Source organism: Saccharomonospora amisosensis (assembly GCF_011761185.1).
Classification (GTDB): Bacteria; Actinomycetota; Actinomycetes; order Mycobacteriales; family Pseudonocardiaceae; genus Saccharomonospora_A; species Saccharomonospora_A amisosensis.
Genome location: NZ_JAAOYM010000001.1, coordinates 4,433,610 through 4,458,246 on the forward strand (window position 1 = coordinate 4,433,610; position 24,637 = coordinate 4,458,246).

24 protein-coding genes are annotated in these 24,637 nt (G+C 69.3%); 12 read left to right on the forward strand and 12 right to left on the reverse strand.

The features are described from left to right. Positions 1-62: 62 nt before the first annotated feature. Positions 63-428 (forward strand): GntR family transcriptional regulator, encoded by a 366-nt coding sequence (locus FHU38_RS21545; protein ID WP_167174371.1) that lies wholly within the window; start codon positions 63-65, stop codon positions 426-428. A 3-nt stretch (positions 429-431) separates the two neighbouring features. On the opposite strand, the gene FHU38_RS21550 is transcribed toward FHU38_RS21545, so the two are convergent. Genes FHU38_RS21550 through FHU38_RS21560 form a run of 3 tightly spaced genes read right to left on the reverse strand, consistent with a single transcriptional unit; the run spans position 432 to position 2,699 of the window. Next, complete coding sequence (locus FHU38_RS21550; RefSeq protein WP_167174374.1) at positions 432-1,199, reverse strand: putative hydro-lyase; 768 nt, start codon at positions 1,197-1,199, stop codon at positions 432-434. Positions 1,200-1,218: 19 nt separating this feature from the next. Beyond that, the gene (locus FHU38_RS21555; protein ID WP_167174377.1) at positions 1,219-2,091 is read right to left on the reverse strand and encodes a 5-oxoprolinase subunit C family protein; all 873 of its coding nucleotides are present in this window, start codon (positions 2,089-2,091) and stop codon (positions 1,219-1,221) included. Continuing rightward, complete coding sequence (locus tag FHU38_RS21560) at positions 2,088-2,699, reverse strand: 5-oxoprolinase subunit B family protein (protein ID WP_167174380.1); 612 nt, start codon at positions 2,697-2,699, stop codon at positions 2,088-2,090. Before FHU38_RS21560 ends, FHU38_RS21555 begins: the two co-directional genes overlap by 4 nt. A gap of 240 nt (positions 2,700-2,939) precedes the next feature. Here FHU38_RS21560 and FHU38_RS21565 point away from each other — a divergent pair, with 240 nt between their 5' ends. Further along, the gene (locus FHU38_RS21565) at positions 2,940-3,638 is read left to right on the forward strand and encodes a GntR family transcriptional regulator (protein ID WP_167174383.1); all 699 of its coding nucleotides are present in this window, start codon (positions 2,940-2,942) and stop codon (positions 3,636-3,638) included. Here FHU38_RS21565 and FHU38_RS21570 read toward each other — a convergent pair. Further along, positions 3,623-4,534, reverse strand: coding sequence for a DNA-3-methyladenine glycosylase family protein (locus tag FHU38_RS21570; protein ID WP_167174386.1), 912 nt, complete (start codon positions 4,532-4,534; stop codon positions 3,623-3,625). The genes FHU38_RS21565 and FHU38_RS21570 overlap by 16 nt on opposite strands. Beyond that, positions 4,527-5,606 (reverse strand): sugar phosphate nucleotidyltransferase, encoded by a 1,080-nt coding sequence (locus FHU38_RS21575; RefSeq protein ID WP_167174389.1) that lies wholly within the window; start codon positions 5,604-5,606, stop codon positions 4,527-4,529. Before FHU38_RS21575 ends, FHU38_RS21570 begins: the two co-directional genes overlap by 8 nt. A 148-nt stretch (positions 5,607-5,754) precedes the next feature. Here FHU38_RS21575 and FHU38_RS21580 point away from each other — a divergent pair, with 148 nt between their 5' ends. Next, positions 5,755-6,108, forward strand: coding sequence for a hypothetical protein (locus FHU38_RS21580; protein ID WP_167174392.1), 354 nt, complete (start codon positions 5,755-5,757; stop codon positions 6,106-6,108). 7 nt (positions 6,109-6,115) lie between these two features. On the opposite strand, the gene FHU38_RS21585 is transcribed toward FHU38_RS21580, so the two are convergent. The 3 genes from FHU38_RS21585 to FHU38_RS21595 form a co-directional block, all read right to left on the reverse strand. After that, complete coding sequence (locus FHU38_RS21585) at positions 6,116-6,979, reverse strand: glycosyltransferase family 2 protein (protein WP_313886846.1); 864 nt, start codon at positions 6,977-6,979, stop codon at positions 6,116-6,118. A gap of 75 nt (positions 6,980-7,054) precedes the next feature. Continuing rightward, positions 7,055-8,203, reverse strand: a complete 1,149-nt coding sequence (locus tag FHU38_RS21590) for a glycosyltransferase family 4 protein (protein WP_167174413.1) — start codon at positions 8,201-8,203, stop codon at positions 7,055-7,057. Between the two features lie 57 nt (positions 8,204-8,260). Next, on the reverse strand, positions 8,261-9,346 hold the full coding sequence (locus FHU38_RS21595; RefSeq protein ID WP_167174415.1) for a glycosyltransferase family 4 protein: 1,086 nt from the start codon (positions 9,344-9,346) through the stop codon (positions 8,261-8,263). Positions 9,347-9,365: 19 nt separating this feature from the next. On the opposite strand from FHU38_RS21595, the gene FHU38_RS21600 reads away from it, so the two are divergent. The 3 genes from FHU38_RS21600 to FHU38_RS21610 are packed head-to-tail and all read left to right on the forward strand — an operon-like array spanning position 9,366 to position 13,895. Continuing rightward, positions 9,366-10,271 carry a glycosyltransferase family 2 protein gene (locus tag FHU38_RS21600; RefSeq protein ID WP_313886847.1) on the forward strand — a complete coding sequence of 302 codons (906 nt, stop codon included), beginning with the start codon at positions 9,366-9,368 and terminating at the stop codon, positions 10,269-10,271. Positions 10,272-10,300: 29 nt separating this feature from the next. Then, complete coding sequence (locus FHU38_RS21605; RefSeq protein ID WP_167174417.1) at positions 10,301-12,817, forward strand: glycosyltransferase; 2,517 nt, start codon at positions 10,301-10,303, stop codon at positions 12,815-12,817. Continuing rightward, a complete protein-coding gene (locus tag FHU38_RS21610; protein ID WP_313886848.1) occupies positions 12,810-13,895 on the forward strand; it encodes a glycosyltransferase family 4 protein in 1,086 nt (361 codons plus the stop codon). Before FHU38_RS21605 ends, FHU38_RS21610 begins: the two co-directional genes overlap by 8 nt. A gap of 6 nt (positions 13,896-13,901) precedes the next feature. On the opposite strand, the gene rfbD is transcribed toward FHU38_RS21610, so the two are convergent. Beyond that, the gene (rfbD, locus tag FHU38_RS21615) at positions 13,902-14,864 is read right to left on the reverse strand and encodes a dTDP-4-dehydrorhamnose reductase (protein ID WP_167174419.1); all 963 of its coding nucleotides are present in this window, start codon (positions 14,862-14,864) and stop codon (positions 13,902-13,904) included. After that, a complete protein-coding gene (gene rfbB, locus FHU38_RS21620; RefSeq protein WP_167174421.1) occupies positions 14,865-15,857 on the reverse strand; it encodes a dTDP-glucose 4,6-dehydratase in 993 nt (330 codons plus the stop codon). It lies immediately after the preceding gene. A gap of 151 nt (positions 15,858-16,008) precedes the next feature. On the opposite strand from rfbB, the gene FHU38_RS21625 reads away from it, so the two are divergent. The 3 genes from FHU38_RS21625 to FHU38_RS21635 all read left to right on the forward strand — a co-directional run bounded on the left by FHU38_RS21625 (position 16,009) and on the right by FHU38_RS21635 (position 19,616). After that, positions 16,009-17,556 carry an LCP family protein gene (locus FHU38_RS21625; protein WP_167174422.1) on the forward strand — a complete coding sequence of 516 codons (1,548 nt, stop codon included), beginning with the start codon at positions 16,009-16,011 and terminating at the stop codon, positions 17,554-17,556. A 25-nt stretch (positions 17,557-17,581) separates the two neighbouring features. Then, positions 17,582-18,844, forward strand: a complete 1,263-nt coding sequence (locus tag FHU38_RS21630) for an LCP family protein (protein WP_167174425.1) — start codon at positions 17,582-17,584, stop codon at positions 18,842-18,844. A 64-nt stretch (positions 18,845-18,908) separates the two neighbouring features. Then, entirely contained in the window at positions 18,909-19,616 is a 708-nt protein-coding gene (locus tag FHU38_RS21635) for a TIGR03089 family protein (RefSeq protein WP_167174427.1), read from the forward strand. A gap of 121 nt (positions 19,617-19,737) precedes the next feature. On the opposite strand, the gene FHU38_RS21640 is transcribed toward FHU38_RS21635, so the two are convergent. Then, positions 19,738-20,220, reverse strand: coding sequence for a GNAT family N-acetyltransferase (locus tag FHU38_RS21640; protein WP_167174429.1), 483 nt, complete (start codon positions 20,218-20,220; stop codon positions 19,738-19,740). An 81-nt stretch (positions 20,221-20,301) separates the two neighbouring features. Here FHU38_RS21640 and FHU38_RS21645 point away from each other — a divergent pair, with 81 nt between their 5' ends. Both FHU38_RS21645 and FHU38_RS21650 read left to right on the forward strand, forming a co-directional pair. Continuing rightward, entirely contained in the window at positions 20,302-20,658 is a 357-nt protein-coding gene (locus tag FHU38_RS21645; RefSeq protein ID WP_167174432.1) for a YrdB family protein, read from the forward strand. Between the two features lie 86 nt (positions 20,659-20,744). Beyond that, complete coding sequence (locus FHU38_RS21650; protein WP_167174435.1) at positions 20,745-21,635, forward strand: YwqG family protein; 891 nt, start codon at positions 20,745-20,747, stop codon at positions 21,633-21,635. A 78-nt stretch (positions 21,636-21,713) separates the two neighbouring features. On the opposite strand, the gene FHU38_RS21655 is transcribed toward FHU38_RS21650, so the two are convergent. After that, positions 21,714-22,883, reverse strand: coding sequence for an acyl-CoA dehydrogenase family protein (locus FHU38_RS21655; protein WP_313886849.1), 1,170 nt, complete (start codon positions 22,881-22,883; stop codon positions 21,714-21,716). A gap of 97 nt (positions 22,884-22,980) precedes the next feature. Between FHU38_RS21655 and FHU38_RS21660 the strand changes: the two genes are divergently transcribed. After that, positions 22,981-24,627: a class I adenylate-forming enzyme family protein gene (locus FHU38_RS21660; protein WP_208415776.1), complete on the forward strand. Its 1,647-nt coding sequence runs from the start codon at positions 22,981-22,983 to the stop codon at positions 24,625-24,627. Positions 24,628-24,637: the final 10 nt, after the last annotated feature.

Consider the following 24,637-nt stretch of genomic DNA (forward strand, 5'->3'; position numbering starts at 1 on the left):
GTGACCTCGTACGCAGCGGAGGGTCGTCGGGCCCCGTTCGCGACCGGAACGAGGGTCCAACCATGATCGTCAAGATCGACCCGGCGGCGAAAACCCCGCCGTACGAGCAGGTCCGCTCCATCCTCGCCAGGCAGATCAACGACGGCACGCTCGCGGTGGGCAGCAAGCTGCCGACGGTTCGGCAGTTGGCGACCGACCTCGGGATCGCTCCCAACACGATCGCGCGGGCCTACCGGGAACTGGAGGAGGCCGGACTCATCGAGACCAGGGGCCGCGCCGGCAGTTTCGTGGGCTCCTCCGGCGACGAGAGCAGGCAACGAGCACGCGAGGCCGCCGCCCGGTACGCCGCCACCACTCGCGGCCTCGGGCTGTCCGGCCGGGAAGCACTCGCCATCGTCAGCGCCGCACTCGAAGAACCGTCCCGGTAGGTCTCACGGCACCTGGAACTCGGAGTCGCGCAGGTCGGTGATCGCCATGTGCCCGGGCGCGTGTCCGATCGCGAAGGGCGGTTTGGAACGCATCACGGCCGCCTGCGGCGTCACCCCGCACGCCCAGAACACCGGGACCTCACCGGGCCGAATCTCCACGGCGTCTCCGAAGTCGGGGCAGGCGAGGTCGTCGATGCCGAGCAGGCCGGGAGCTCCGACGTGGACGGGAGCACCGTGCACGGCCGGGTAACGCGAGGTCACCCGCACCGCCGTTGGCACGAGCTCGGCCGGGACGGGGCGCATCGACACCACGAGTGGGCCCGACAGCGCCCCGGCTGGCCTGCACTCCCGGTTCGTGCGGTACATCGGCACGTTGGTCCCCATGTCGATGTGCCGCACCGGCACCCCGGCCTGCTGCAACGCCGCCTCGAAGGTGAAGCTGCACCCGATGAGGAACGACACGAGGTCGTCACGCCACAGCGAGGTGACCTCCGTGCGCTCGTCCACCAGTTGCCCTTCCCGGTAGACGCGGTAGCCAGGCAGGTCGGTGCGCAGGTCCCCGGCGAAGACGGAAGCGCTGGTCTGTCCCGGCTCGGTCACGTCGAGCACCGGGCACGCCTTCGGGTTGCGCTGGGCGAACAACAGGAAGTCGTAGGCGTGCTCGCGGGGCAGACTCAGCAGGTTGGCCTGTGTCCATCCCGGGCAGTAACCGGACGTCGGCACCCGCAGGCCCGCCCTGAACTTCTGTCTGGCTTCGGCAGGCGAAAGCATCACGGCCTCATCTTCTTCTCTACCCTCTCCTCTTCAGCAGTGTGAATCGCAGCCGCATCCCTGGACGGGCTTGCGCCGCCTTGTCGACGTCGGCGGCCACGACCACGGCGATAACCGGGTAGCCGCCCGTCACCGGGTGGTCGGCGAGGAAGAGCGTCGGCCTGCTCGAGGGCGGCACCTGCAGTGCGCCCGCCACCATGCCTTCGCTGGGCAACTCTTCGTCGCGCACCCTTGGCAGTGCGGGCCCGTCGAGCCGGATGCCGACCCGGTTGCTCTGTGCTGTCACCTCGTACCGAGAGCCGAGGAGGGTGGCGAGCGCGCCTTCGGCGAACCAGTCGTCCCTCGGACCCGCCATCACGCCCAGCATCAGTTCGTCGGCGGGTGGCTCACGAACGGGGGCGAAGCCGATGGGCGGCCACTCCGAGGGCGGTGGCCCGACCGGCAGCACCGTGCCCGCCCGCAGCGGTTCGGGGCCGAGCCCCGCGAGCACGTCGGTCGAACGCGAACCCAGCACCGGCTCGACGGCGACGCCGCCGCGCACTGCCACGTAGTTGCGCAGGCCCTTGCTCGTCATGCCCAGCCGCAGCACCGAACCCGACGGCACCCGCAGCACGGTGTTGGTCGCCGCACCCCTGCCGTCGATGGACACAGGGCAGGTCGCCCCGGTGATCACCACGGTGAGGTCACGCAATGCCCGCGCGGCGAATCCCCCCAAGGTCACCTCGACGGCCGCCGCGTCCTCCTCGTTGCCCGCCAGCCGGTTGGCCAGCCGTAACGCGCCGCGGTCGGCCGCGCCGGAAACGCCGACCCCGATGGCAGCGAGGCCGGGGCGCCCGAGATCCTGGACCGTCGCGAGCAGCCCCGGCTCGAGCACCTCCAACCCGTGGTTCACGCGACCTCCTGGAACCTGACTCGAACGCCGGGACGCAGCAACGCGGGTGGGTCCCGGTCGACGCGCCACATCTCCAACTCGGTACGCCCGATGAGTTGCCACCCGCCGGGTGACTCGCGGGGGTAGACGCCACTGAAGGCGCCCGCGAGTGCGACGGCGCCCGAGGGCACCCGCGTGCGCGATTCCGTGCGCCTCGGCACCTCCAGCCGGTTGGAGTCGCAGGTGAGATACCCGAACCCGGGGGCGAACCCACCGAAGGCGACCGTCCACTCGACGCCGGTGTGTTCCGCGATCACCTGCCGGGGCGTGAGGCCCGTCAGTCGGGCGACCTCGTCCAGGTCCTCACCGTCGTAGCTGACCGGGATAACCAGCGACTCGCTGTCGTGCGAGGTCGTCTCCGCGGGGCGGACCCGCCGCACGACCTGCTCGATCTCCGCCACGTCGGCGCGGAGCGGGTCAAGCCGCAGCAGCAGCGTTCTCGCGGCCGGGACGAGATCGAGCACCCCAGGTGGCGGCGCTTCGCGCAGCGCCGCATGCAGCCTCCGCACCTCGTCGAGATCGTCGAGTTCGACGAGCAGTCCCGAATCAGCACACGGCAAAACACGCATAGCCAACTCCACAGTCTCGCGATCCAGCTCAGCCGCGGCTCGGCACCCTTCCGGCCGGGTGGACCGAACCGAGCGGGGCACCACCCGTCGCGACGACACGAAGCGTGTTCGTCTCCTTCACGATGGGACCTCCCGTTTGGATGTGGTGCACAACGAACGGTACAGAGTTGTTGAACAATCCTGCAAGACTCTTGTCGAACTCGCATGTAAGCTGCGAACGACAGCCGATCGGAGGGGTGCATGACTGCCACAGACCCGTGGGTGGACCTCCTCGCGGGCGACCGCTCGCTGCTGGACCGCACCAGCACCGCCGAGCGAGTGGCCGACGTGCTGCGCCAACGCATCATCGAGGGCGGCCTGCCACCCGGCACCCGGCTGTCGGAGGAGAACGCGGGTCGCGCCCTGTCGGTATCACGCAACACTCTCCGCGAGGCGTTCCGGCTGCTGGTGCACGAACGGCTGCTTGTCCACGAGTTCCACCGCGGGGTGTTCGTCCGGGTGCTCAGCGCCGAAGACGTGGTGGACCTCTACCGCATCCGGCGAATGCTGGAGACGAGCGCGGTGCGCCACGCGGACAGCGCTGGTCCGGCCCGGCTTGCCGCGCTCGACCAGGCGGTGAGCGCGGGCGAGTTGGCCTCCCAGGAGCAGCGCTGGCTCGACGTGGGCACCGCCAACATGCGTTTCCACCAGGCCATCGCGGGGTTGGCGGAAAGCCCGAGGGTGGATGAGATCATGGGACAACTACTCGCCGAACTGCGGCTGGCTTTCCACGTCATGTCCCGGCCACGCGAGTTCCACGAGCCCTACCTCGAACTCAACCGCACCATCACGGAGCTGATCGGGCAGGGTCGGCTCGCCGAGGCCGAGGCAAGGCTGGCCGAGTACTTCGACGTCGCCCAGGAACAGCTGGTGGACGCCTACCGTCAGATCGCGCGGTAGTCCCTGACGGCGTGCCTCGGGCCGAACCTGGGACGGGAGAACCCGGCCGCCTCCAGGTAGCGCACGGCGCGCTGCCGCTGCGGGAAATACGGCGCGAGCACGGCGTGCATTCCTTCGTCGTCCAGCTCCCGGCCGAGCAGCGCGTGGCCGACGATCGCGGGAACGTGGAAGTCACCGAAACTGACCGCGTCCGGATCGCCCCACGCCCGCTGCGCGATCTCCGCGGCGGTCCAGACACCGATTCCCGGTACCTGCCGTAGCAGCGCCCTGCCCTCGGCGCCCCGCAGCCCGCTCGCGCCCTCCAGCCGGTGCGCCACGCGGGCGGCGGCGACAAGCGCGCCTCGACGGCTGCTGTCCACACCGACCTTGTGCCACTCCCAGTCGGTGATGGAGCGGATGGCGAGCGGGGTAGGTGGCACCCGCATTCCGTGCGGCGCCGGCCCCGGCGCCGGCTCGCCGAACCAGCGGCACAGCTCTCGCCAGGAGCGGCGCGCCTCGTGGCTGGTGACCTTCTGCTCCAGCACGGCAGGTACCAGCGCGTCCCACACCCGCCCCGTCGCGCCGAGCCGCAGCCATGGCAGCCTTCGCCTGGCCATGGCCACGGCGTCGTGATGAGCGACGAAGCCGGTGTCGTCATCGTCGGCACCAAGCAGCGCCGGAAGCCCGTCGAGCAGTGCCCTGGCGCCCTGGCCCCACGCACGTGCCTGCACAACACCGTCCGTGCGCGGCCGCAGCACCATGGTCGCGGCGCCCTCGACGGTGTTCGCGGTGAGCCAGGTGAGCCCGCTGTCCTCATGCCGCAGGCAGGGGTCACCTCGCCCTCTCCGCGACGGGGCCAGCACGCCCGCGATGTCGGTACGGAAAGCAGGCCGGTAGTTCCTGGTGAGTTCAGGCATCACTGGAGAACCGGATAGAGCGGTCCGGCAGCGTTACCCGTGGCCACACGCGGGCGCCGTCGAGCAGTTCACAGCCCGAACCAACCACCGCGCCGTCACCGAGCACCACTCCACGCAAGACCGCGCCCTCACCGACCCGTGCACCCGCACCCAGCACCGAACGGTCCACCACAGCGCCGTCGGCGACCTGCGAGTCGGGAAACAGCACCGAACCCGCCACGCGGGCGCCCGCACCCACCGTCGCACCCGGCCCAACGCTCGACCCTTCGCAGATGTCGGCATCGCCAGCCACCTCGGCGCCTTCGAGCACCAACCGATCCCCGATCGGGCCAGGTAACGCGGAACTCGGCGCGATCCCGCGCACCAGATCGGCCGAGCCACGCACGAACGCCTCCGGCGTGCCGACATCCAGCCAGTAAGACGTATCGACGTAGCCCTGCAGGTGCGCGCCGTCGGCCAGCAGGCCGGGGAAGGTTTCCCGTTCCACCGAGACCGGCCTGCCCGTCGGCATCTTCTCGATCGTCCGCCGCCGGAACACGTAGCAGCCCGCGTTGATCTGGTCCGTCGGCGCCTCGGCGGACTTCTCCAGGAACGCCGTGACCCGGCCGTCGCCGTCGGTGGGTACCGAACCGAACCGGCTGGGATCGGCGACCCGTTGCAGGTGCAGCGTCACGTCGGCCCCCGCCGTACGGTGGGTGTCGACCAGCGCGCCGAGGTCGGCACCGGAGAGGATGTCGCCGTTGAAGATCACCGCGTCGTCGGCGCGCAGCCGGTCGGCGACGTTGCGGATCGCGCCGCCGGTGTCGAGCGGTTCCTCCTCCACGACGTAGTCGAGCTCGAGGCCCATGGCAGAGCCGTCCCCGAAGTAGTCCCGAAAGACCTCCGCACGGTAGGAGGTGCCGAGCACCACATGCGTGATTCCGGCGTCGCTGATCCGGGAAAGCAGGTGGGAGAGGAAGGGGGCGCCCGCGGTGGGCAGCATGGGCTTTGGCGCCGACAGCGTCAGCGGGCGCAGGCGCGTGCCCTTACCGCCCACAAGGACGACGGCGTCAACTCCGGAAACGGATGTCATCGCGTGCAACCCTCCATTCCTGGCTCGGATGCGGTGACAAAACCGGGGGAAGGCCTAACGGTCACCGGGCCAGAGGGCCTACCCTAGACAGCAAGGCGGCGGCCCCGTTGAGAGAGGGCCCTCGGTGAGATTACGGGGAGGCGAGGAGATGGATCCCCGCGATCGGGCGGACGCCGTGCTCTCCCGCGCACAGGCACGTCACGGTGTTGTCACTCCCGACAACATGACATCGCCCATGGACGCCGCGAACACCCAGCAGCTCCCCAGATCCTTCGTGAACCGCATCGACGAGACCGATCCGGACAGCACGACGGTGCTGCCGTCTTCGATGATCAGGGAGAACGACAGCCACCTCGCCGAGCCCGCACCGACCACGCGGCTGGAACCGCCGCAGGGCCACCAGGAGCCAGCGACCGGGGAAACCGAGATCACCGGATTGGTACCGACCACCAGGACAAGGCCGGCACAATCGAACGTCGCCCGCAGGCTCGAGGGGCTGTAACCGGGGGTCAGCCGCGCCGGGTCTCCAACCGCAACCGCACCGCCAGTCCCGCACGGATCGCCAACAGCAGCGGTTTCCACAACACGCCACGATGACGGTCGGCCAGGTAACGGTAGGCGCTCTCGTGGTGCGCGGCGAGCATCCGTGCCGAGGCCTTGGACGTCGCCTGCCCTCCGATGTGCATCACGCTCGCCGAGGGCACGTACACGTTGAGCCAGCCCGCCCTACCCAACCGGTCCCCGAAGTCGACGTCCTCGAAGTACATGAAGTACCTCGGGTCGAACCCGCCGACCGAGTCGAACGCCACCCGCCTGACCAGCTGGCACGAGCCGGAAAGCCACTCCGTGGTGCGCTCGCTCGGCAACGCCCTGTCCTGCCGGTAGGCACGCGTCCACGGATTGCTGGGCCACACCTTGCCCAGCAGCGCGTGCCCGATCCCGCGACCGAGCGAGGGCAGCAGCCGGGCCGACGGGTAGACGCTGCCGTCCGGCTCGCGGATCAGCGGGCCGAACGCCGCGCCCCTCGGCCACCGCCGCGCCACTTCCAGCAGCGCGTCCAGCGAGCCGGGGTCCCATTCCAGGTCCGGGTTTGCGATCACCACCCAGCCGACGTGGTCGTCGAGTTCGGCCACACCGCGGTTGATCGCCCCGCCGTAGCCGAGATTGCCACCGGTGGGCACCATCCGGACGTGTTCCCGCTCGGCCGCCCGCTCCGGCGCGCCGTCGACCGAGCCGTTGTCGGCGAGCACCACGGTCACGTCACGGTCGGTCGCCTTGTCCAGGGTGTCGAGGAAGCGTTCGAGAGTCTCGCCGGGCGAGTACGTCACGGTCACCACCGCGACGCCGTCGCCGTAGGTCTTCGGCTCGGTCACGCCGACATTGTGCACCCATCACGGTGAGTGGTTGGTCGGCGGTCGTCAGTGCCGGAAAGGGTCCGCGACCGCGAGTCAGCCCCTGCGTGCGCGGTGTTTGTGCCAGGCACGGTCGTATGCCTCACGATGCCGTTCCGCGCTGGTTGCCCACGAGAACTCCTTGGCCCTGCGCTGAGCGGCCTCGGCGAGCACGGCGCGGCGTGACGGATCGTCGAGCAACTCGCGAAGTGCCGCCGCCACATCGCCCGCACCGACACCGCAATAGGCCACCGCGTCCCCGCCGACTTCCGGCAGCGCGAGCCTACGGGTGGTGAGCACGCAGGCTCCCGAGGCCATCGCTTCCAGCACGGGAAGGCCGAACCCCTCGCCGAGGCTGGGGTAGGCCACCACCTCCGCGCCACCGAGGAACCCGGCCAACGTGTCGAACGGCAGGTAGCCCGCGCGGATCACCCGCAGCCGGTGCGGTGCCGCGTCGAGCGCCTTCTCGACCTGGCTGTCCCAGCCCGGCTGCCCCGCCAGCACCAGCGCGGGCGGGTCCGGCCGCTGCGCGACCGCGAGCGAGAATCCCCTGATCAACGCCGGCACGTTCTTGCGCGGTTCGAGCGCCCCGAGGAAGGCCACATACGGCATGTCACCGAGACCGACCGCGTCCCGTGCGGCGCGAACCTCCTCGGGAGCAGGCGGATGGAAGCGTTCCTCGTCCACACCGTGCTGGATGATCTCCAGCTCGGCACCGGGCACGCGGGCAACCCTGGCCAGCTCCCGCGCGGTGGCCGCGCTGGGCACGACGCACAGCGAGGCACGGCGCAGCGCCGCCACCGTCCACGCCCTGAAGAACCGCGCCTTGACGGACGAGTGCAGCACCGCGTCGGTGAAGAACGTCGCGTCGTGCAGGGTGACCACGGAGGCGGCGCTGCTCGCCAGCGGCATGGTGTAGTGGGGTGAGTGCACCACGTCGACGCCGAGCCTGCGGATCATCCTCGGCAACGTCGTCTGCTCCCACGTCAGCCGCGCCGTTCTGGTCGAGGTCGACTCGGCGGTACCGACCACCCGGGCATCCGGAGCCAGTTCCGCGTAGAGGCGCACATCCCTCGGCTGGCACATCACGGTAAGAGCGGTACCGAGCTTGTTCAACGCGGCGACGAGCGAGTCGACGTAACGGCCCACGCCACCACGGTCGGCAGGCACGGCCGTGGCATCGATCAGCACGCGGGGTTCTCGCACCCGTGCAGCCTACGACTCCACGCGGTCGCGCTGGTCTCGTTCCCGTAAAACGGGCTCTCAGCTCACATCGGCATGCAACGCCCACACTCGCCGGGCCGCTTCGCGCCACGAGAACTCCGCCGCCCTCGCCTTGCCCGCCTCCGCCAGTTCGGCCGCGCGGGCGGGAGAACCCAACACCTCCCGCAACGAAGCGGCCAGCGCGCGGGCGTCGCCCCTTGGTACGACCAATCCAGCTCCCCCAGCCACCTCGACCAGGGCGGGGGCATCGGAGTGCACCACGGGAATTCCGGCCGCCATCGCCTCCAGCACCACCAACCCGAAGCCCTCCGCCATGCTCGGCGCGGCAACCACGCACGCCCCCCGCAGCACGGCGGCGAGTTCGGCGTCGGTGACCCTGCCCAGTACCCGGACCGCGCCCTGGGGCAGGCCGTGCTCGCGGGCGAGCCGCTCCGGGTCTAGTCCACCCCAGCCGGGCTGGCCCGCAAGCAACAACGGCACCTGCTGCCCGGTCGCGCGCAGCAGCGCCATCGCCTCCACCAGCACGTCGATTCCCTTGCGAGGCTCGATCGTGCCGACGGCCAGCACGTAGCGCTCTGGCAGGTCCATCGCGGCGGGCACGCCCAGCTCCGACACCCCGTGGCCGATGACGTGGACCGCCGCCCTTGGCTCGACGTACTCGGCGAGTTCGGTAGCGACCGACTCGGTAGGGACCACCAGCGCGTCGGCACGCAGTGCCGCCCTGCGGATCATCGCCCGATGCCAGCGCACGCCGCGCGGGGTCAGTGTCCCCGGATGCGTCCACGGGACGGTGTCGTGCGCCGTGACCGACAGCGTGCTACCACGGCGCGCCCTCGGTGGCGCCAGCGGGGTCGGAGCGTGCACCCCCGCACCACCCGGCCACAGCGCGAGCCCTGCCTGCCACGCGGACACCAGCGCCCGAGGGGGCAGCGGCAGCACGCGTGGTCCCCGCACGCCCGCCACCCGCGCGGGCTCGACGTCGCGGTGGTAGGCCACCACGCTCGACAGCGTCCACCCCGGCGGCACGGTGAGCGCGAGCGCGCGCAGCAGTTCCGCGGTGTAGCGGCCCGTGCCTCCCGGCACCGGGGCCAGCAACTGCTCGGCGACCACGACTAGTTCCGGCACGCCGGATATTCTGCCCGGCGTGCTCACCACCGTCGTCGTCGTCACCTGGCGTGGCGCGGCGCACATCACCGACTGCCTTGACGCGCTCGCCGCGCAGCGCCGCCCGCATGTCGCGCTGGTGGTGGACAACGCCTCCGACGACGGCACCGCCGAGTTGCTACGGCGGCACCCCACCCGGCCGAAGGTGTTGCGGCTTTCCCGCAACACCGGTTTCGCCGGCGGCATCGCGGCCGCGTTGTCCGTTGTGGACACACCGTTCGTCGCGTGGCTCAACGACGACGCGGTGCCTGCGCCGGGTTGGCTCGCGGCGCTGGAGGAAGCGATGGCCGCCGATGTCGCGGCCGTCGGGTCCCGGCTGGAGTACGGCGACGGCGGCTTGCAGTCGCTGGGGGTGCGGCTGACTCGCCACGGCTACGGCGCCGACCTCACCGCACCGGCCGAGCCGTTCGGTTTCTGCGGTGGCGCGGCATTGTTGCGCACCGACGTGCTGCGCGACGCGGGCGGAGTGCCCGCTGACTTCTTCTGCTACTACGAGGACACCGACACCGCATGGCGGCTGCGGCTGGCGGGCTGGCGGGTGGCCGTTGAGCCGAACGCCGTGGTGCGCCATCGGCACGGCGCGAGCACCAACCCGGGTTCGGCTCCGTTTCACCGATGGAACGAGCGCAATCGGCTGCTCATGCTGCTGCGTTGCGCGCCGGCCGGTGCCGCGTTACGGGAACTGGCCCGCTTCTGCGCCATCACCGCTACGCTTCCGGTGCGCGGGCGGGTGCCTCCTGCACCGAACTACCGGGTCGGCCTGCGCTGCCGCGTACTCGTCGAGGTGGTCACCGCACTGCCCGCGACACTACGGCAACGGTTTGCGATCGGTCGGCGACGCACGATCGGTCGAGCCGAGATATGGCGCAAGTGGGCCTGCCAGTAGGGTTGGGCTCGGCGGGAAGGAGCACGGCGTTGGCCCATGCGGACACGGCACAACCGCTGGTCTCGGTCGTTGTGGTGAACTACCGCGGCGCCGAAGACACCATCGCGTGCCTGCGTGCGCTGCTCGATCACGACTACCCGCGGCTTGAGGTCATCTGCGTCGACAACGCCTCCCCCGGCGACGACGCGGCGCGGATACGTTCCGCCGTGCCAGGCGCGAAGCTGATCAGCGCTGCGAAGAACCTCGGATTCGCGGGCGGCTGCAACCTCGGAGCAGGCCAAGCGCGGGGCACCGTGCTGGCGTTTCTCAACAACGACGCGCTCCCCGGTCGGGACTGGGTGAGCGCGGCGGTAGCCGAGCTGCGAACCGACCCGACCGTCGCGGCCGTGGCGAGCAAGGTGCTCGACACCGGGGGCGAGTCGGTGGACTTCGTCGACGGCGGGCTGACGTGGTTCGGGATGGGCTACAAGCGGCACGCGGGTAGCCCGCTGTCGCAACTCCCCGCCGCCGAGCACGAGGTGGCCAAGGACGTACTGTTCGCGACCGGCTCGGCGATGTTCGTGCGGGCCGGGGTCTTCGCCGAACTCGGCGGGTTCGACGAGAACTTCTTCATGTTCTATGAGGATGTCGACCTCGGGTGGCGGCTCAACCTGCGCGGTTGGCGGGTGCGTTACGTCCCCGCTTCGGTTGCCTACCACCGCCATCACGGCACGATGTCCGCAGTGGACACTCCCGACAGCGGTCGGGAGACCTTCCTGCTCGAGCGCAACGCACTGTGCGCGCTGTACAAGAACCTCGCCGACGACACGCTCGCGAAGGTGCTGCCCGCGGCGCTGGCACTGACCGTGCGCAGGGCCACGGCACGCGGCGAGTTGGACCCCACCCAACTGGACCTGGCGGCAGGCGTCGGCCCCGCCGAGACCGCACCGGTACCCGTGCCACGAACCGCCCTCGCCGGAGTGCTGGCGATCGACCAGTTCGTGCAGTTGTTGCCCACGCTGGCCGAGTCGAGGGCCGCCGAGCAGGCCGCACGGGTGCGCGGCGACGCCGACCTGCTGCCGCTGCTGCGCAGGGCACTGGAGCCCGCCTACCCGTTACCGCGCTACCTGGCCGCGCACGACATCCTCGTCGAGGCGTTCGGCATCGAGAAGTCGTTCGGCGCGCGCAGGAAGGTGCTGGTGCTCACCGGCGACTCCGTCGGTGAGCGCATGGCGGGCCCCGCGATCAGGGCGTGGAACATCGCTTCGGTGCTGGCCACCGAGCACGAGGTACGGCTCGTCACCGTCAATCCGGTCGCCGACCCGCCGCCCGCGCCGTTCGAGGTACGCGCGGCCCGCAGGCGGGAGCTGACCGAGCACGTCGAGTGGGCCGACATCGTGATCCTCCAGGGGCACGTGCTGGAAATGGCACCCGCGCTGAAGGCCGAGCAGGCACACAAGATCGTGGTCTGCGACCTGTACGACCCGATGCATCTCGAACTGCTCGAGCAGGGCAAGGACGCGCCGGACGACCGCAGGAGCGCCGACCTCGCGGGCGTGGTGAAGGTGCTCGACGCCCAACTACAGCGGGGTGACTTCTTCCTGTGTGCCTCACAGCGGCAACGTCACTTCTGGCTCGGCCATCTCACCGCGCTCGGCAGGTTGTCACCGCGCCTCTACGACGCCGATCCCACCACCCGGTCGCTGCTGGCGGTGGCGCCGTTCGGTCTGCCGCCCGAGCCGCCGCGCGGTAACGGCCCAGGACTGCGCGCAGCGATCGACGGCATCGCCGACACCGACCGGGTCGTGCTGTGGGCGGGTGGGGTCTACAACTGGTTCGACCCGCTTACTCTCGTTCGGGCGATGGAACTGCTCAGCCTCCGCCGAGCCGACGCGAAGCTGGTCTTTCTCGGTATGCGCCATCCCAATCCCGAGGTCGGCGAGATGGACATCGCCGCGAGGACGGTTCGGCTCGCGGATTCACTCGGACTCACCGACAAGCACGTGTTCTTCAACGAGCAGTGGGTGCCGTACGGGCAGCGGCAGAACTGGCTGCTCGACGCCGACTGCGGCGTCACAACCCACTTCGAGCACGTCGAGACAACGTTCGCGTTCCGTACCAGGGTGCTGGACTACCTGTGGGCCGGGCTTCCCATCATCACCACCGACGGCGACGCGTTCGCCGACCTCGTCCGCGAGGAAGGTCTCGGTATGGTGGTGCCCGCACGTGACGAGGACGCCCTGGCCGACGCGCTGGAACGCTGCCTTTACGACGAGGAGTTCGCCGCCGGTTGCCGCGAGCGCATCGCGGCCGTCGCGCAGCGCTACACCTGGCCAACGGTGCTGCGACCGCTCGTGGAGTTCTGCCGCGATCCTCGCCCCGCCGCCGATCGCCTTCCCGGCTCCGGCGATCTCGCCGTCGAGCATTCGCCTCGGGGCATCGGTCTGCTCCGTCGTGACCTCGCCCTGGTGAAGACCTACCTGGCAGAGGGAGGGCCCGCCGAACTGGCCAAGCGGGCGGGCGGCCGGGTGCGCAAGCTCACCCGAAGGGGATCGCGCCGTGGTTGACCGGCGGCTACGGGTGCTGTTGGACGGTACCCCGCTGCTCGGCGCCCGCACCGGGATCGGAAGGTACACCGCGTCGCTTTCCGAGGAGCTGGCATCACTGCCCGGAGTGGACACTCGCGCGGTGGCCTTCACACTGCGAGGCTGGCGCAGGCTGCGCACCGTGCTGCCACACGGCGTTCGCGCGAGGGGCATGCCGGTGGCCGCGAGAGTGCTGCGCAAGACCTGGCTTCGGTCCTCGTTCCCTCCGGTCGAACTGTTCGCCGGGCCGACCGACGTGGTGCACGGCACCAACTTCGTGCTGCCCGGCACGCTGCGTGCGGCGCGGGTGCTGACGATCCACGACCTCGCCTTCTTCGATGCTCCCGACGAGCTGCCACCGAGTGACAGGGAGCTTCCGGAACTGGTGCGCAGGGGTGCCGCGGCGGCGAACGTGATCTGCACCCCGACGGCTGCCGTCGCCGACGCCGTCGCCGAGCGGCTCGACGTCGACCGGGGCAAGATCGAGGTGACTCCGCTTGGGGTGGACGCGGGCTGGTTCACCGGGCGACCACCGAGCCGTGGTGTCCGCGAGCGGCTGGGCCTGCCGCCGAAGTACCTGCTGTTCGCCGGTGCCGCTGGCCCGAGAAAGGGCCTCGACTGGTTGGCCAAGGCACACGCCGCCGACGAGGAGCTTCCTCCGATCGTCTACGCCGGACCCGGCTCCTTTCCCGCGACATCACGCTCGCGACACATCGGCTATCTGTCCGATCTGGACCTTCAGCGCGTGGTGGCCGGTGCGGCGGCACTGGTGCTGCCGTCCAGGGACGAAGGTTTCGGCCTTCCGGTGCTCGAGGCGATGGCCTGCGACGTACCCGTGGTGTGCACCGATGTCCCCGCGCTGCGTGAGGTGTCGGGCGGGCTGGCCAGACTGGTCCCCTACAGCGACGTGGAAGGACTGGCCAGCGCGCTGGCCGAGGCCGTGCGACAACCGCACCTGGCGTCCGCGTCGGCCACGCGCAGGGCACACGCGGCAAGCTTCACCTGGCGCAGGTGCGCGGAAGCCACGGTGAACGCCTACCGACGCGCCGTGGACTCGTAGCGGCGCCTACGCGCGCAGTGCCGCCGCCCCGTGCTCGGTGAAGAACGCCGTCAGCGCTTCCCGCCACGGCCGCAGTGGCGTAAGCCCGGACTCCGTCCAGGACGCGTTGGACAGCACCGAGTACGCGGGCCGTGGCGCCGGGCGGGGGAACTCATCACTGCCGCAGGGCCGCACCCGTTGCGGGTCGGCACCGAGCTCCTCGAACACCGCGCGTGCGAATGAGAACCACGTGGTCTCCCCACCACCGGTGCAGTGCAGCACCTTTCGGCTCGGCCCTGCGCCACCGGCTACCCGCCGCGCCAGTTCCAGCAGACCGCCAGCTAGGTCGGCCGACCAGGTCGGGGAACCACGCTGATCATCCACAACCGACAGTGTGTCCCGCTCGCGCTCGAGGCGGGCGATGGTCTTGACGAAGTTGCTACCGGCGGCGCCGTACACCCAGGCCGTACGAACGATCCACGCCAGCGCTCCCGAACCGAGCACGGCGTCCTCGCCCGCCGCCTTCGTGCGCCCGTACGCGCTGCGTGGCCCCAGCGAGTCCTCAGGCTCGTAAGGACGCTGCTCCATGCCGGAGAAGACGTAGTCGGTGGAGATGTGAATGAGCGGAACCCGTCGCGACGAGCACACGGCCGCCAGCATTCTCGGTCCGTCGGCGTTGACGGCGAACGCCCGCTCCTCGTGTTCCTCGGCGGCGTCCACCGCGGTGTAGGCGGCCGCGTTGACAACGACCGGCGCTCGCCCCGCCTCGCGAGCGGTTGCCGAGAGCTGCGAGACGGCCTCGACCAGCCCGCCCGCCTGCGTCACGTCCAGCTCGGCCGATCCTGGCGCACGCACCTCGACACGGTCACCGGCCAGCGCCGCCAGGTCGCTGCCCACCTGGCCGGTGCCCCCGACCACAAGCAGGGACAGCCCAGCCGAAGCGCGAGGGTCCGCCGGGTCCACATCAGTTTCCGGGGCAGCCAACGACATTCACCTTCCAGCCAGCGCGGCACGGTCCTTCAGCGGTTCCCACCACGCGCGATTCTCCGAATACCAGCGCACAGTGTCGGCCAGACCGGCTTCGAAGTCGACCCTTGGTCGGTAACCGAGCTCATTACTGATCTTGGTGATGTCCACCGAGTACCTGCGGTCGTGCCCCTTGCGGTCCTCGACCTGCCGCACCATCTCCCAGCCGACCCCGACGGCCGACAGCAGCCGCTCCGTCAGCTCCCGGTTGGTCAGCTCGGTGCCGCCGCCGATGTTGTAGATCTCTCCGGGACGTCCCGAGTCGGCGACAAGCTGGATGCCGCGACAGTGATCGTCCACGTGCAGCCAGTCACGAACGTTGAGACCGTCGCCGTAGAGCGGAACCGGCTTGCCGTCGAGCAGGTTGGTGACGAACAACGGGATGACCTTCTCCGGAAACTGATACGGTCCGTAGTTGTTCGAGCACCGAGTGATGCACACATCGAGGCCGTAGGTGCGGTGGAACGAGCGGGCCAACAGGTCCGAGGACGCCTTCGAGGCCGAGTACGGCGAGTTCGGCTCGAGCACGTGATCCTCGGACCACGAACCCTCCTCGATGGACCCGTACACCTCGTCCGTTGACACGTGCACGAACTTGCCCACTCCGGCGTTCGACGCCGCCTGCAACAGCGTCTGGGTACCGAGCACGTTGGTGAGCACGAAGTCCGCCGAACCCAAAATGGACCGGTCCACATGCGACTCGGCGGCGAAGTGCACGACGAGATCCACGTCAGCCATCACTTCCGTCACCGTTCCGGGATCGCAGATGTCACCGCGGACGAACCGCAACCTCGGGCTGTCGGCCACCGGAGCCAGGTTGGCCTCACTGCCCGCGTAGGTCAGCTTGTCGAGAACCACGATCTCCGCGTCACGCAGCGCCGGATACTCGCCGGACAGCGCCTGCCGCACGTAGTGCGAGCCGATGAAACCCGCGCCGCCGGTAACCAGCACTCGCATGTGTCGTCCCTTTCGTTCTTCGCCAGAAGTTTGCCACGCCTGATGGCAGGGGAAACGCAACAGTAAGGGCAACGTTTACCAGGGCTGCCGCGTCTGTCACGTAGATCAGTAGTGTGTAGGCGCAGACAGTGAACTGGGGAGGAGCGCACACGTGACCGACTGGGCACGGGGACCGGTCGAAGCGCGACCGGTGCGCCGCGGGTCGCGAGCCGGGGTGTTCGCGCTACTCAGTGCCAAAGTAGTCCTCTCGCTTCTCTCCGTCACCGTACTAGCACTCACCTGGTACGGCTGGCAGTTCATCGGCGCGATGAACTCCGGTGTCACCACCACGGATGTCTTCGATTCCGAACCAGAGGCTGTGCCATTGGACGGTGCCGTCGACATCCTGCTCGTCGGGCAGGACAGCCGCACCGACGCGAAGGGTAACCCCCTCCCCCGTGAAGTGCTCGACAAGCTGCACGCGGGTGACGCCAACGGTGAGCGGCAGACCGACACGATGATCCTGGTGCACATCCCGCAGGACGGCACAAGGGCTGTCGCGATCTCCTTCCCCCGCGACTCCTGGGTGGAGCTGGCGGGTGGCTACGGCAGCAGCAAGCTCAACAGCGCGTTCGTCTACGCCTTCAACGACACGTTCCAGACCCTGCAACAGCAAGGAGAGACCGATCTCGCGGAGATCGAGGAGAAGGCCAAGGTCGCGGGACGCAAGAATCTGATCGCCACCATCGAACAGCTGATCGGTAAACCGGGAATGATCGACCGCTACGCGGAGGTCAATCTGGCGAGCTTCTACGAGGTGACCAAGGCGCTCGGCGGGATCGAGGTATGCCTCAAGGAACCGGTGCGCGAGCCCAAGTCGGGTGTCAACCTGCCGCAGGGCAGGCAGACCATCAAGGGCGTGCAGGCGCTGGCGTTCGTCCGGCAACGTTACGGACTGGAGAACGGCGACCTCGACCGGATCGCGAGGCAGCAGGCGTTCCTGTCCGGACTGGTGCGCAAAGTGCTGTCCACCGACGTGCTGATGAACCCGTCCAGGCTCAGCGACGTGGTCGAGGCCGTGCAGAAGTCCGTGGTGTTGTCGAAGGATTGGGATTTGCTGGAGTTCGCGGCGCAGATGCGCAACCTCTCCGGAGGCAACGTCGAGTTCCACACCATCCCGGTGGTGGGCAACGCCTGGATCGGCGGTGCCGCGGTGTTGGAGGTGGACGCGCCTCAGGTTCAGGAATTCGTCGACGACCTCGTCACCGAGCCGGGAGCCGACTCGAGCGACACCCCACAGACCGTGCCGGGCGCCGAGCAGTACACCGTCGACGTCTACAACGCCTCCGGCGACCCGCAGGCGGGGCAGGACGTGCGGCAACTGTTGCGGGAGCAGGGCTTCGAGGGCGAGCAGTACGCCACCACGGACCCCATGCCGAGCACCGTCGTGTACTACGCGCCTGGCGACGAAGCAGGAGTGCGGGCCATCCGGAAGACACTCGGCGAGGACGTGTCGGCCGAACCGGCGACCGACCTGTCCGCAGGGGTGCTCCGCCTGGTGGTCGGCACCGATTTCGAGTTGGATTCCCCCTCGGAGGCCGCGAGGGAGGGCTACCTCGGCCAACCCCGTGCCTACCCGCCACGAGCAAGCAGCCCGGCTCAGCAGGACGACCGGCCGGATGCGCCGATAACGGCTGGTGACGTCCCCTGCGTCAACTAGACTGACCGTCTGATCGCCCGGGGGAATGGGGGAAGAAGCCGTGGCTGAGGGCGAGGAGCGGGAAGACGACACCGGATCCTCTGCGGCCCCGACACCACAGCCGCCGGGCACCGGGGAGCAGCCGCGACGGCGATCGCCGTTTCGGTTGTTCAGGCGCGCCGTCGTCGCACTCGTCTCGGTACTGGCCCTCACCGCCACCGGCTACGCCTATACCGCGCTCGACGCCCTCCAGGACAAGGTCAACACCACCGACGCGCTTCGGCAAAACGACAGCGACGACGAGGACGAGGTGCCGAGCCCTCCACCGCCGGAGGACGACGGCGCCACGGACATCCTGCTCGTCGGCGCGGATTCCCGCACCGACATGGAGGGCAATCCACTGCCCGCGGCGACACTGCGGAAGCTGCGCACCGAGGGCAAGTCCGGTGTCAACACCGACACCCTGATCGTGCTCCGCATACCTGATGACGGTGGGTCGCCGACCGGCGTCTCGATCCCAAGGGACACCTGGGTCGACGTCCCGCACGGGAACAAGGACAAGATCAACTCGGTGTACGGGACGGCCAAGTGGCATGCCATGCGACGGCTGCGTGGCCAGGGCATCACCGAGCGCGCCCGGCTCGAGCGCGAGTCCGACCAAGCGGGCAGGCGCGCACTGGTCGGTGTAGTTCAGGAGTTCACCCGCATCCGGATCGACCACTACGCGGAGGTGAACCTCCTCGGCTTCTACCTGCTCACCGAGGCGCTCGGCGGCGTCAAGGTGTGCCTCAACCAGGCAACGTGGGATCCAGACTCGGGCGCCAACTTCGCCGCGGGGGTGCAGGTGGTCTCCGGTGGCGAGGCGCTGTCGTTCGTACGGCAGCGCAAGAACCTTCCACGTGGCGACCTCGACCGGATCGTGCGCCAGCAGGCGTTCCTGGCCTCGGCGCTCAACAAGGTGCTCTCGGCGGGCACGCTGACCAGCACCGACCGGCTGGATCGGCTGGCTGACACCGTGCAGCGTTCGCTGGTGCTCGACTCCGACCTTGACCTGCTGGAGTTCGCCGACAAGGTGAGGGGTGTCGCCTCGGGTGACATCACGTTCGTGACGATCCCGGTCGTGGAGATCGCCGCCCGCAGCCCCGACGGCAGGCAGAGCATCGTCACCGTCGACGTGGAGCGCGTGCGCTCGTTCGTGCGCGACGTCGTCAGCGGCGGGGCTTCCGAGGTGCGACCTTCCGGGGGCGGTTCGGCACCAGCTGGCGCGAGAACCCAGATCACGGCCGAGGGCGTCACCTGCGTGAACTAGCGATGACGGTGGCGACGGTGACCCTTCGCGTGCGGCTGATCGGCCGCCAGGCACAATCGGCCGCGTGAGCCTGACCGAGCACCTGCTGCGGCCCCTGCTGAAGTCGTCCGCCGCCCGCCCGCTGATCACGCACTACGACGACGCGGCGGGAAGCCGGATCGAGCTGTCGGTGGCCACGGCCGCCAACTGGGCAGCGAAGACGGCGAACTGGCTGGTCGAGGAGTTCGACGTCGAGCCGGGCGACGAGGTATCCGTCGAGTTGCCCGCGCACTGGCAGACGGCCGGGGTGTTGCTGGGCGCATGGTGGTGTGGGGCCCAGGTGGTGAAAGGCGGGAGCGGCGTGGCGGTCGCGTTCGTGGGACCGGAGGCGCCCGTGGAGCAGGCCGGGCGCACGGCGATGGTGGCGCTCGACCCGCTGGGCCGTGGCCTGGGGTCGCGATGCCCGGAAGGGGCCATGGACTACCTGGCCGAGGCACGCCTCTCCGGCGACGAGTTCACGCCGCTGCTGCCGATACCCGACGACACGCCCGCGCTGCTTGGCGCCCCGGTCGGTGAGGTGCTGACCCGCGCCCGCGAGCGCGCCACCGCGCTCGGCATCGGCGCCGGTGACCGGGTGTTGTCGGCCAGACCGTGGAGCTTGCCCGACGGGGTGCTGGACGCCCTGCTCGCGCCGCTGGCGGCGGGCGCGCACCTGGTGCAGGTCACGAACGCCACGCCGGACAAGCTGGCCACACACCGCGAGGAAGAACGCACCACGGTCGAACTGACCTGACGCGGCCCCACCCACGCGCGAGTCCCCCGTTCTCGCCCGCGAGTCCTGCGTTCCCGTCCGCGAGTCCTGCGTTCTCGCCCGCGAGTCCTGCGTTCCCGGTTGGCCGAGTGCTTCCGCTGTCTCAGCCAATGCGCCTCTCGTACCAGCACTCGGCGTAGGGGCCGTCGTTGTACCCGGGGATCTCGCGGTAGCCGTGCCGCACGTAGAGGCTGCGCGCCTCAACCAGGTCGTGCCTCGTGTCAAGCCGCACGACGTTCGCGCCAAGGTCGCGTGCGCTGTCCTCCGCGCGGGCCAACAGCCGCGCGCCAATACCTCTCCCCCGCCGGTCGGCCGACACGAACATGCGCTTCAGCTCGGCGACGCCCGGTTCGAGCAGCCGCACCCCGGCGCATCCGACGGGCTCAGTGCCTTCCCGGGCGAGCAGGAACACCCCACGTGGAGGCTGGAGTACATCGCTGGGGTCCTCGGTCATCGCGACGTCCAACTCCGCTGGAGTCGCGGCGCGGCCGTAGTACCGAGAGGCAACATCGGCGAAGTAGGCCCGCAAGATGGCCTTCGCGGGCTTGCTGTGCACACCGAACACCACGATCTCAAGATCTGTCACTCACGGTATCTTCGTCACGCTGACGTCCTGTGGCCAGCGGTTTTTCGCATCGCCCTTCGCTTGGCGACTAGGCTGTGCCCTGTGGGGCGGGGGCTGCGGTGGGCCAACCAGATCCTGGCGTTCCTGTTTGAACTCGCGGCACTGGCCGCGCTGGGGTACTGGGGCTTCTCCGTCGGGGGGTCCTTGCCGCTCAAGGTCGTACTCGGCGTTGGCTCACCCGCGCTCGCCGCCGCCGTCTGGGGTCTGTTCGCCGCACCACGAGCCAGGTTCCAGCTGTCGGTGGCCGGCGTGCTGGTGGTCAAGGCAGCGGTGTTCGCCGCCGCGACAGTGGCGCTGTACGTCACAGCCCCGCAACCGCTTGCGATCGCATTCGCGGCGCTCGTCGTGCTCAACACCGTCGCGGTCACGCTCACGCGAGCGAACCTCGGCACGCCCTGAACGCAGAACTCGCGGGCGGGTTGAGCTGTGTGGCCTACCGTGCTGGATCCACTCAGCGCAGCGGCATGCTGACAGAATCGCCGTCCATGCGCACGGGTGAAGCTCATCTGGTAGCCACTGCTCGCAAACTACTCCCACCTGCTGTGGCGGCTCGCTGGATCGCGTTGATCCGGCCCGCCCTGCGGCTGCGCCCCGCATACGGAGGTGACACGCAGGTAGGTCAACTCGGTGGTGTCCCCGTTCTGCCCGAAGGCATGGGGTGGCCGGTGTGGGAGGGCCAGGGGCCGCTGAACTTCGTCGCGTCGATCGATTGCGGCCGGCTACCGCGAGCGGCGCTCGACCTGCCTCTCCCGGCTGCGGGCACACTGAACTTCTTCTTTTTCGACGACGAGCCAGGCACCCCTGGCGGCTACGAGTTCTGGCGCAAGGTCGGTGGGTGGGAGCCCAAGTCGCTCGTCAGGGGATCGCGAGTCATCTATACCCCAACCACCGTGCCCGCCTCCGAACGGTCCACGCCGGGGGAGATCGCTCCGTACGACTTCGTGCCGCTCACCGCGACGCCGACGATGACCGGCCCCGACTGGCTCCACCCTGACTTCCGTGCCGCTTGCGCGGATCTGTCCGAGTCGGACAGCGCATTCGCCGCTGACTGGGCGAACCGCGATGCCCTGACTGGGGCGTTGTACGAGCTGGCGCAACCACCCCGGCATCAACTCGGAGGCCATGCGCTGCCCGTTCAGGATGCCGTGGAACTCGATGTGGCACGGGCGAGCCTGCGAATTCGTTCAGGCCACCATGTGCCGAGCCCGGACACGGTGAACCTGGAAGCCTCGAGGTGGACGCTGCTCGCACAGATCGACTTCGACGGCACAGCCCAGATGGCGACGAGGGACCTCGGCACCCTGTACTGGCTCATACGTACCGAGGACCTTGCGGCGAGGCAGTTCTGGGCATCTTCGTTCATCCGGCAGGAGTAGCGGGACAGGCCTGGTTCGCCACGCGCAGCCGACACGCCCGAACGCAGGACTCGCGGGCCTGAACGCAGGACTCGCGGGTTACTTGAGTAGGTTGCGGGCCATTACCATGCGCTGGATCTGGTTGGTGCCCTCGTAGATCTGGGTGATCTTGGCGTCGCGCATCATGCGTTCCACCGGGAAGTCGCGGGTGTAGCCCGCGCCGCCGAAGAGTTGCACGGCGTCGGTGGTGACGTCCATGGCGACGTCGGAGGCGTAGGACTTGGCGGCGCTGGCCATGAAGGAGGCACGCGCGTCGCCGCGCTCGGTGGCCGCGGCGGAGGCGTAGACGAGATGACGGGCGGCCTCGACCTTGGTGGCCATGTCGGCGAGCATGAACTGCACGCCCTGGAACTCGGCGATCGTCCGGCCGAACTGCTTGCGCTCCTTGACGTAGTCCACTGCCGCGTCGAGCGCGCCCTGCGCGATACCGAGCGCCTGCGCGCCGATGGTCGGCCGGGTGTGGTCCAGCGTGCGCAGCGCGGTCTTGAGCCCGGTGCCCGGCTCGCCGATGATGCGATCAGCGGGGATGGTGCAGTTCTCGAAGTAGATCTCCCTGGTGGGCGAGCCCTTGATGCCGAGCTTGCGCTCCTTGGGACCGACCGAGAATCCGGGGTCGTCGGCGTGCACCACGAACGCGGAGATCCCGTTCGCCTTCTTCTCGGCGTCGGGGTCGGTGACGGCCATCACCGTGTACCAGCTCGACTCCCCGGCGTTGGTGATCCAGCACTTGGTGCCGTTGAGTACCCAGGTGTCACCCTCCAGCCGCGCCCGCGTGCGCATGGACGCGGTGTCCGAGCCGGCCTCACGCTCCGACAGCGCGTACGACACCATCGCCTCGCCCGCCGCGATGGAGGGCAGCACCTGCTTCTTCAACGCGTCCGAGGCCGAAAGCAGGATCGGCTGCGTGCCCAGCTTGTTGACCGCGGGGATCAGCGACGCCGACGCGTCGACGCGCGCGACCTCCTCGATCACGATGCAGGCCGCGATCGCGTCCGCGCCCTGCCCGCCGAACTCCTCGGGCAGGTGAACGGCATGGAAGCCGGCCCGGATCAGCGCGTCACGCGCCTCCACCGGGTAGCGCTCCTGCTCATCCACCTCGGCGGCATGCGGGGCGATCTCCTTCTCCGCCAGCGCGCGCACCGCCGCTCGCAGTTCTTCGTGCTCCTCGGCGAGTTGATAGAGCCCTGGACCGTCGGTCACCGGCGCCACCCTTCTGCAGAAAGGCCGTTTTGCTCGGCATCCATGTTAGTGCGCGTTTACTCGGAAGTCCTTGTGTCTTCTGCCGCACCTTACTTACTGTCGGGTGATGCCGACCACAATGATGTCGCCGCCACCAGGGTTGCCCAACTCGCTCGACTACCCCGAGGTCCCCGTCGGCTCGCTGCTCGCCGGCGCGGCGACCCGCTACGGCGACCGCACCGCGTTCCAGCACGGTGACCAGAAGCTGAGCTTCACGCAACTGTGGGAATCGGCGTGCCGGTTCGCCAACGCGCTGCTCGACCGCGGTGTCGGCAAGGGCGACACCGTCGCCCTGCACCTGCCGAACTGCCTGGCGTTTCCCATCGCCTACTACGGCACGCTGCTGGCAGGCGCCACGTTCAGCCCGGCGAACCCGCTGCTGCCGCCCGGTGACCTCGCCGCGCAACTCGCCGACTGCGAAGCGAAGGCCGCCGTCACCTTCGGGCCCGTGGCGGCAGCGCTTGCCGGAACCGGCGTCGAGCTGGTGATCGTTGTGCAACCGACCGACGAGGGGCAACTCGATTTCCAGGACTTCGTCGCGACCGCTGAACAGGCGGCGCCAAGGGTGGACATCGACGTCGACAACCTGGCACATCTGGCCTACACCGGCGGCACCACCGGCCGGTCGAAGGGGGTGCGGATTCCGCATCGCAACGTCGTCGTCAACACGCTGCAGTACGCGTGCTGGGGGTCGGGAGCGGTTCCAGTGCTCGACGCCGACGGCAACCCCACACTGGACCAGATCGGCAGCGAGGACGAGTGGCCGGTGCGGCTCGGCACCGGCATCGGCATCAATCTCACCCCGTGGTTCCACGCCATGGGCACCATCGGCGGGCTCAATGTCTCCGTCGTCAGCGGCGGCACCGTCGTCATACACGACCGGTTCGACCCGCAGTCCTATGTGGCCGACGCGCAGCGGCTGCGGGTCACCTCGATGAGCGGAGCGCCCGCGTTGTTCGCCGCGTTGCTGGCGTGCGAGGACTTCCACAAGGCCGACCTGTCCTCCGTGCGCGCGATCACGTCGGGTGCGGCTCCGATGCCCCACGAGATGATCAAGGCGCTGCAAAGGCTCGTCCCCGAAGCCGTGATCGCGGAGGGATACGGGCTGACCGAGGTCACGATGGGTGCGACACTGTCGCCGAGTTGGCGTTCGGGTACGCGCAAGGTGGGTTCGGTTGGTGTGCCCATCTTCGACACCGAGGTCAAGATCATGCCCGCCGAGGGCGGCGACGAGGAACTCGCCGCGAACACGCCAGGCGAGGTGTGTGTCCGTGGCCCGCAGGTGATGCTCGGCTACCACAACCGGCAGGAGGAGACCGCTGCGGTGCTGGTGGACGGGTGGCTGCACACCGGCGACGTCGGGGTGATCGACGACGACGGCTACCTGTCTATTGTGGATCGCAAGAAGGACATGCTGATCTACAAGGGGTACAACGTATACCCCCGCGAACTCGAGGAATTGCTCATGGCGCTGCCCCAGGTCGCCTCGGCCGCGGTGGTGGGCAGGAAGACGGTGGAGACCGGCGAACTGCCGGTGGCGTTCGTCGTACGCGCTCCCGGCCACGATGAGGCGACTGCCGAGCAACTGCTCGACGCGGTTAACTCGCAGGTGGTGCCGTACAAGCGGCTGCGGGAGCTGCACTTCGTGGACACCATCCCGGTCTCGGCCGCGGGCAAGGTGCTCAAGCGGGAGTTGCGCGCGCAACTGACGTGACCGTCGGCGG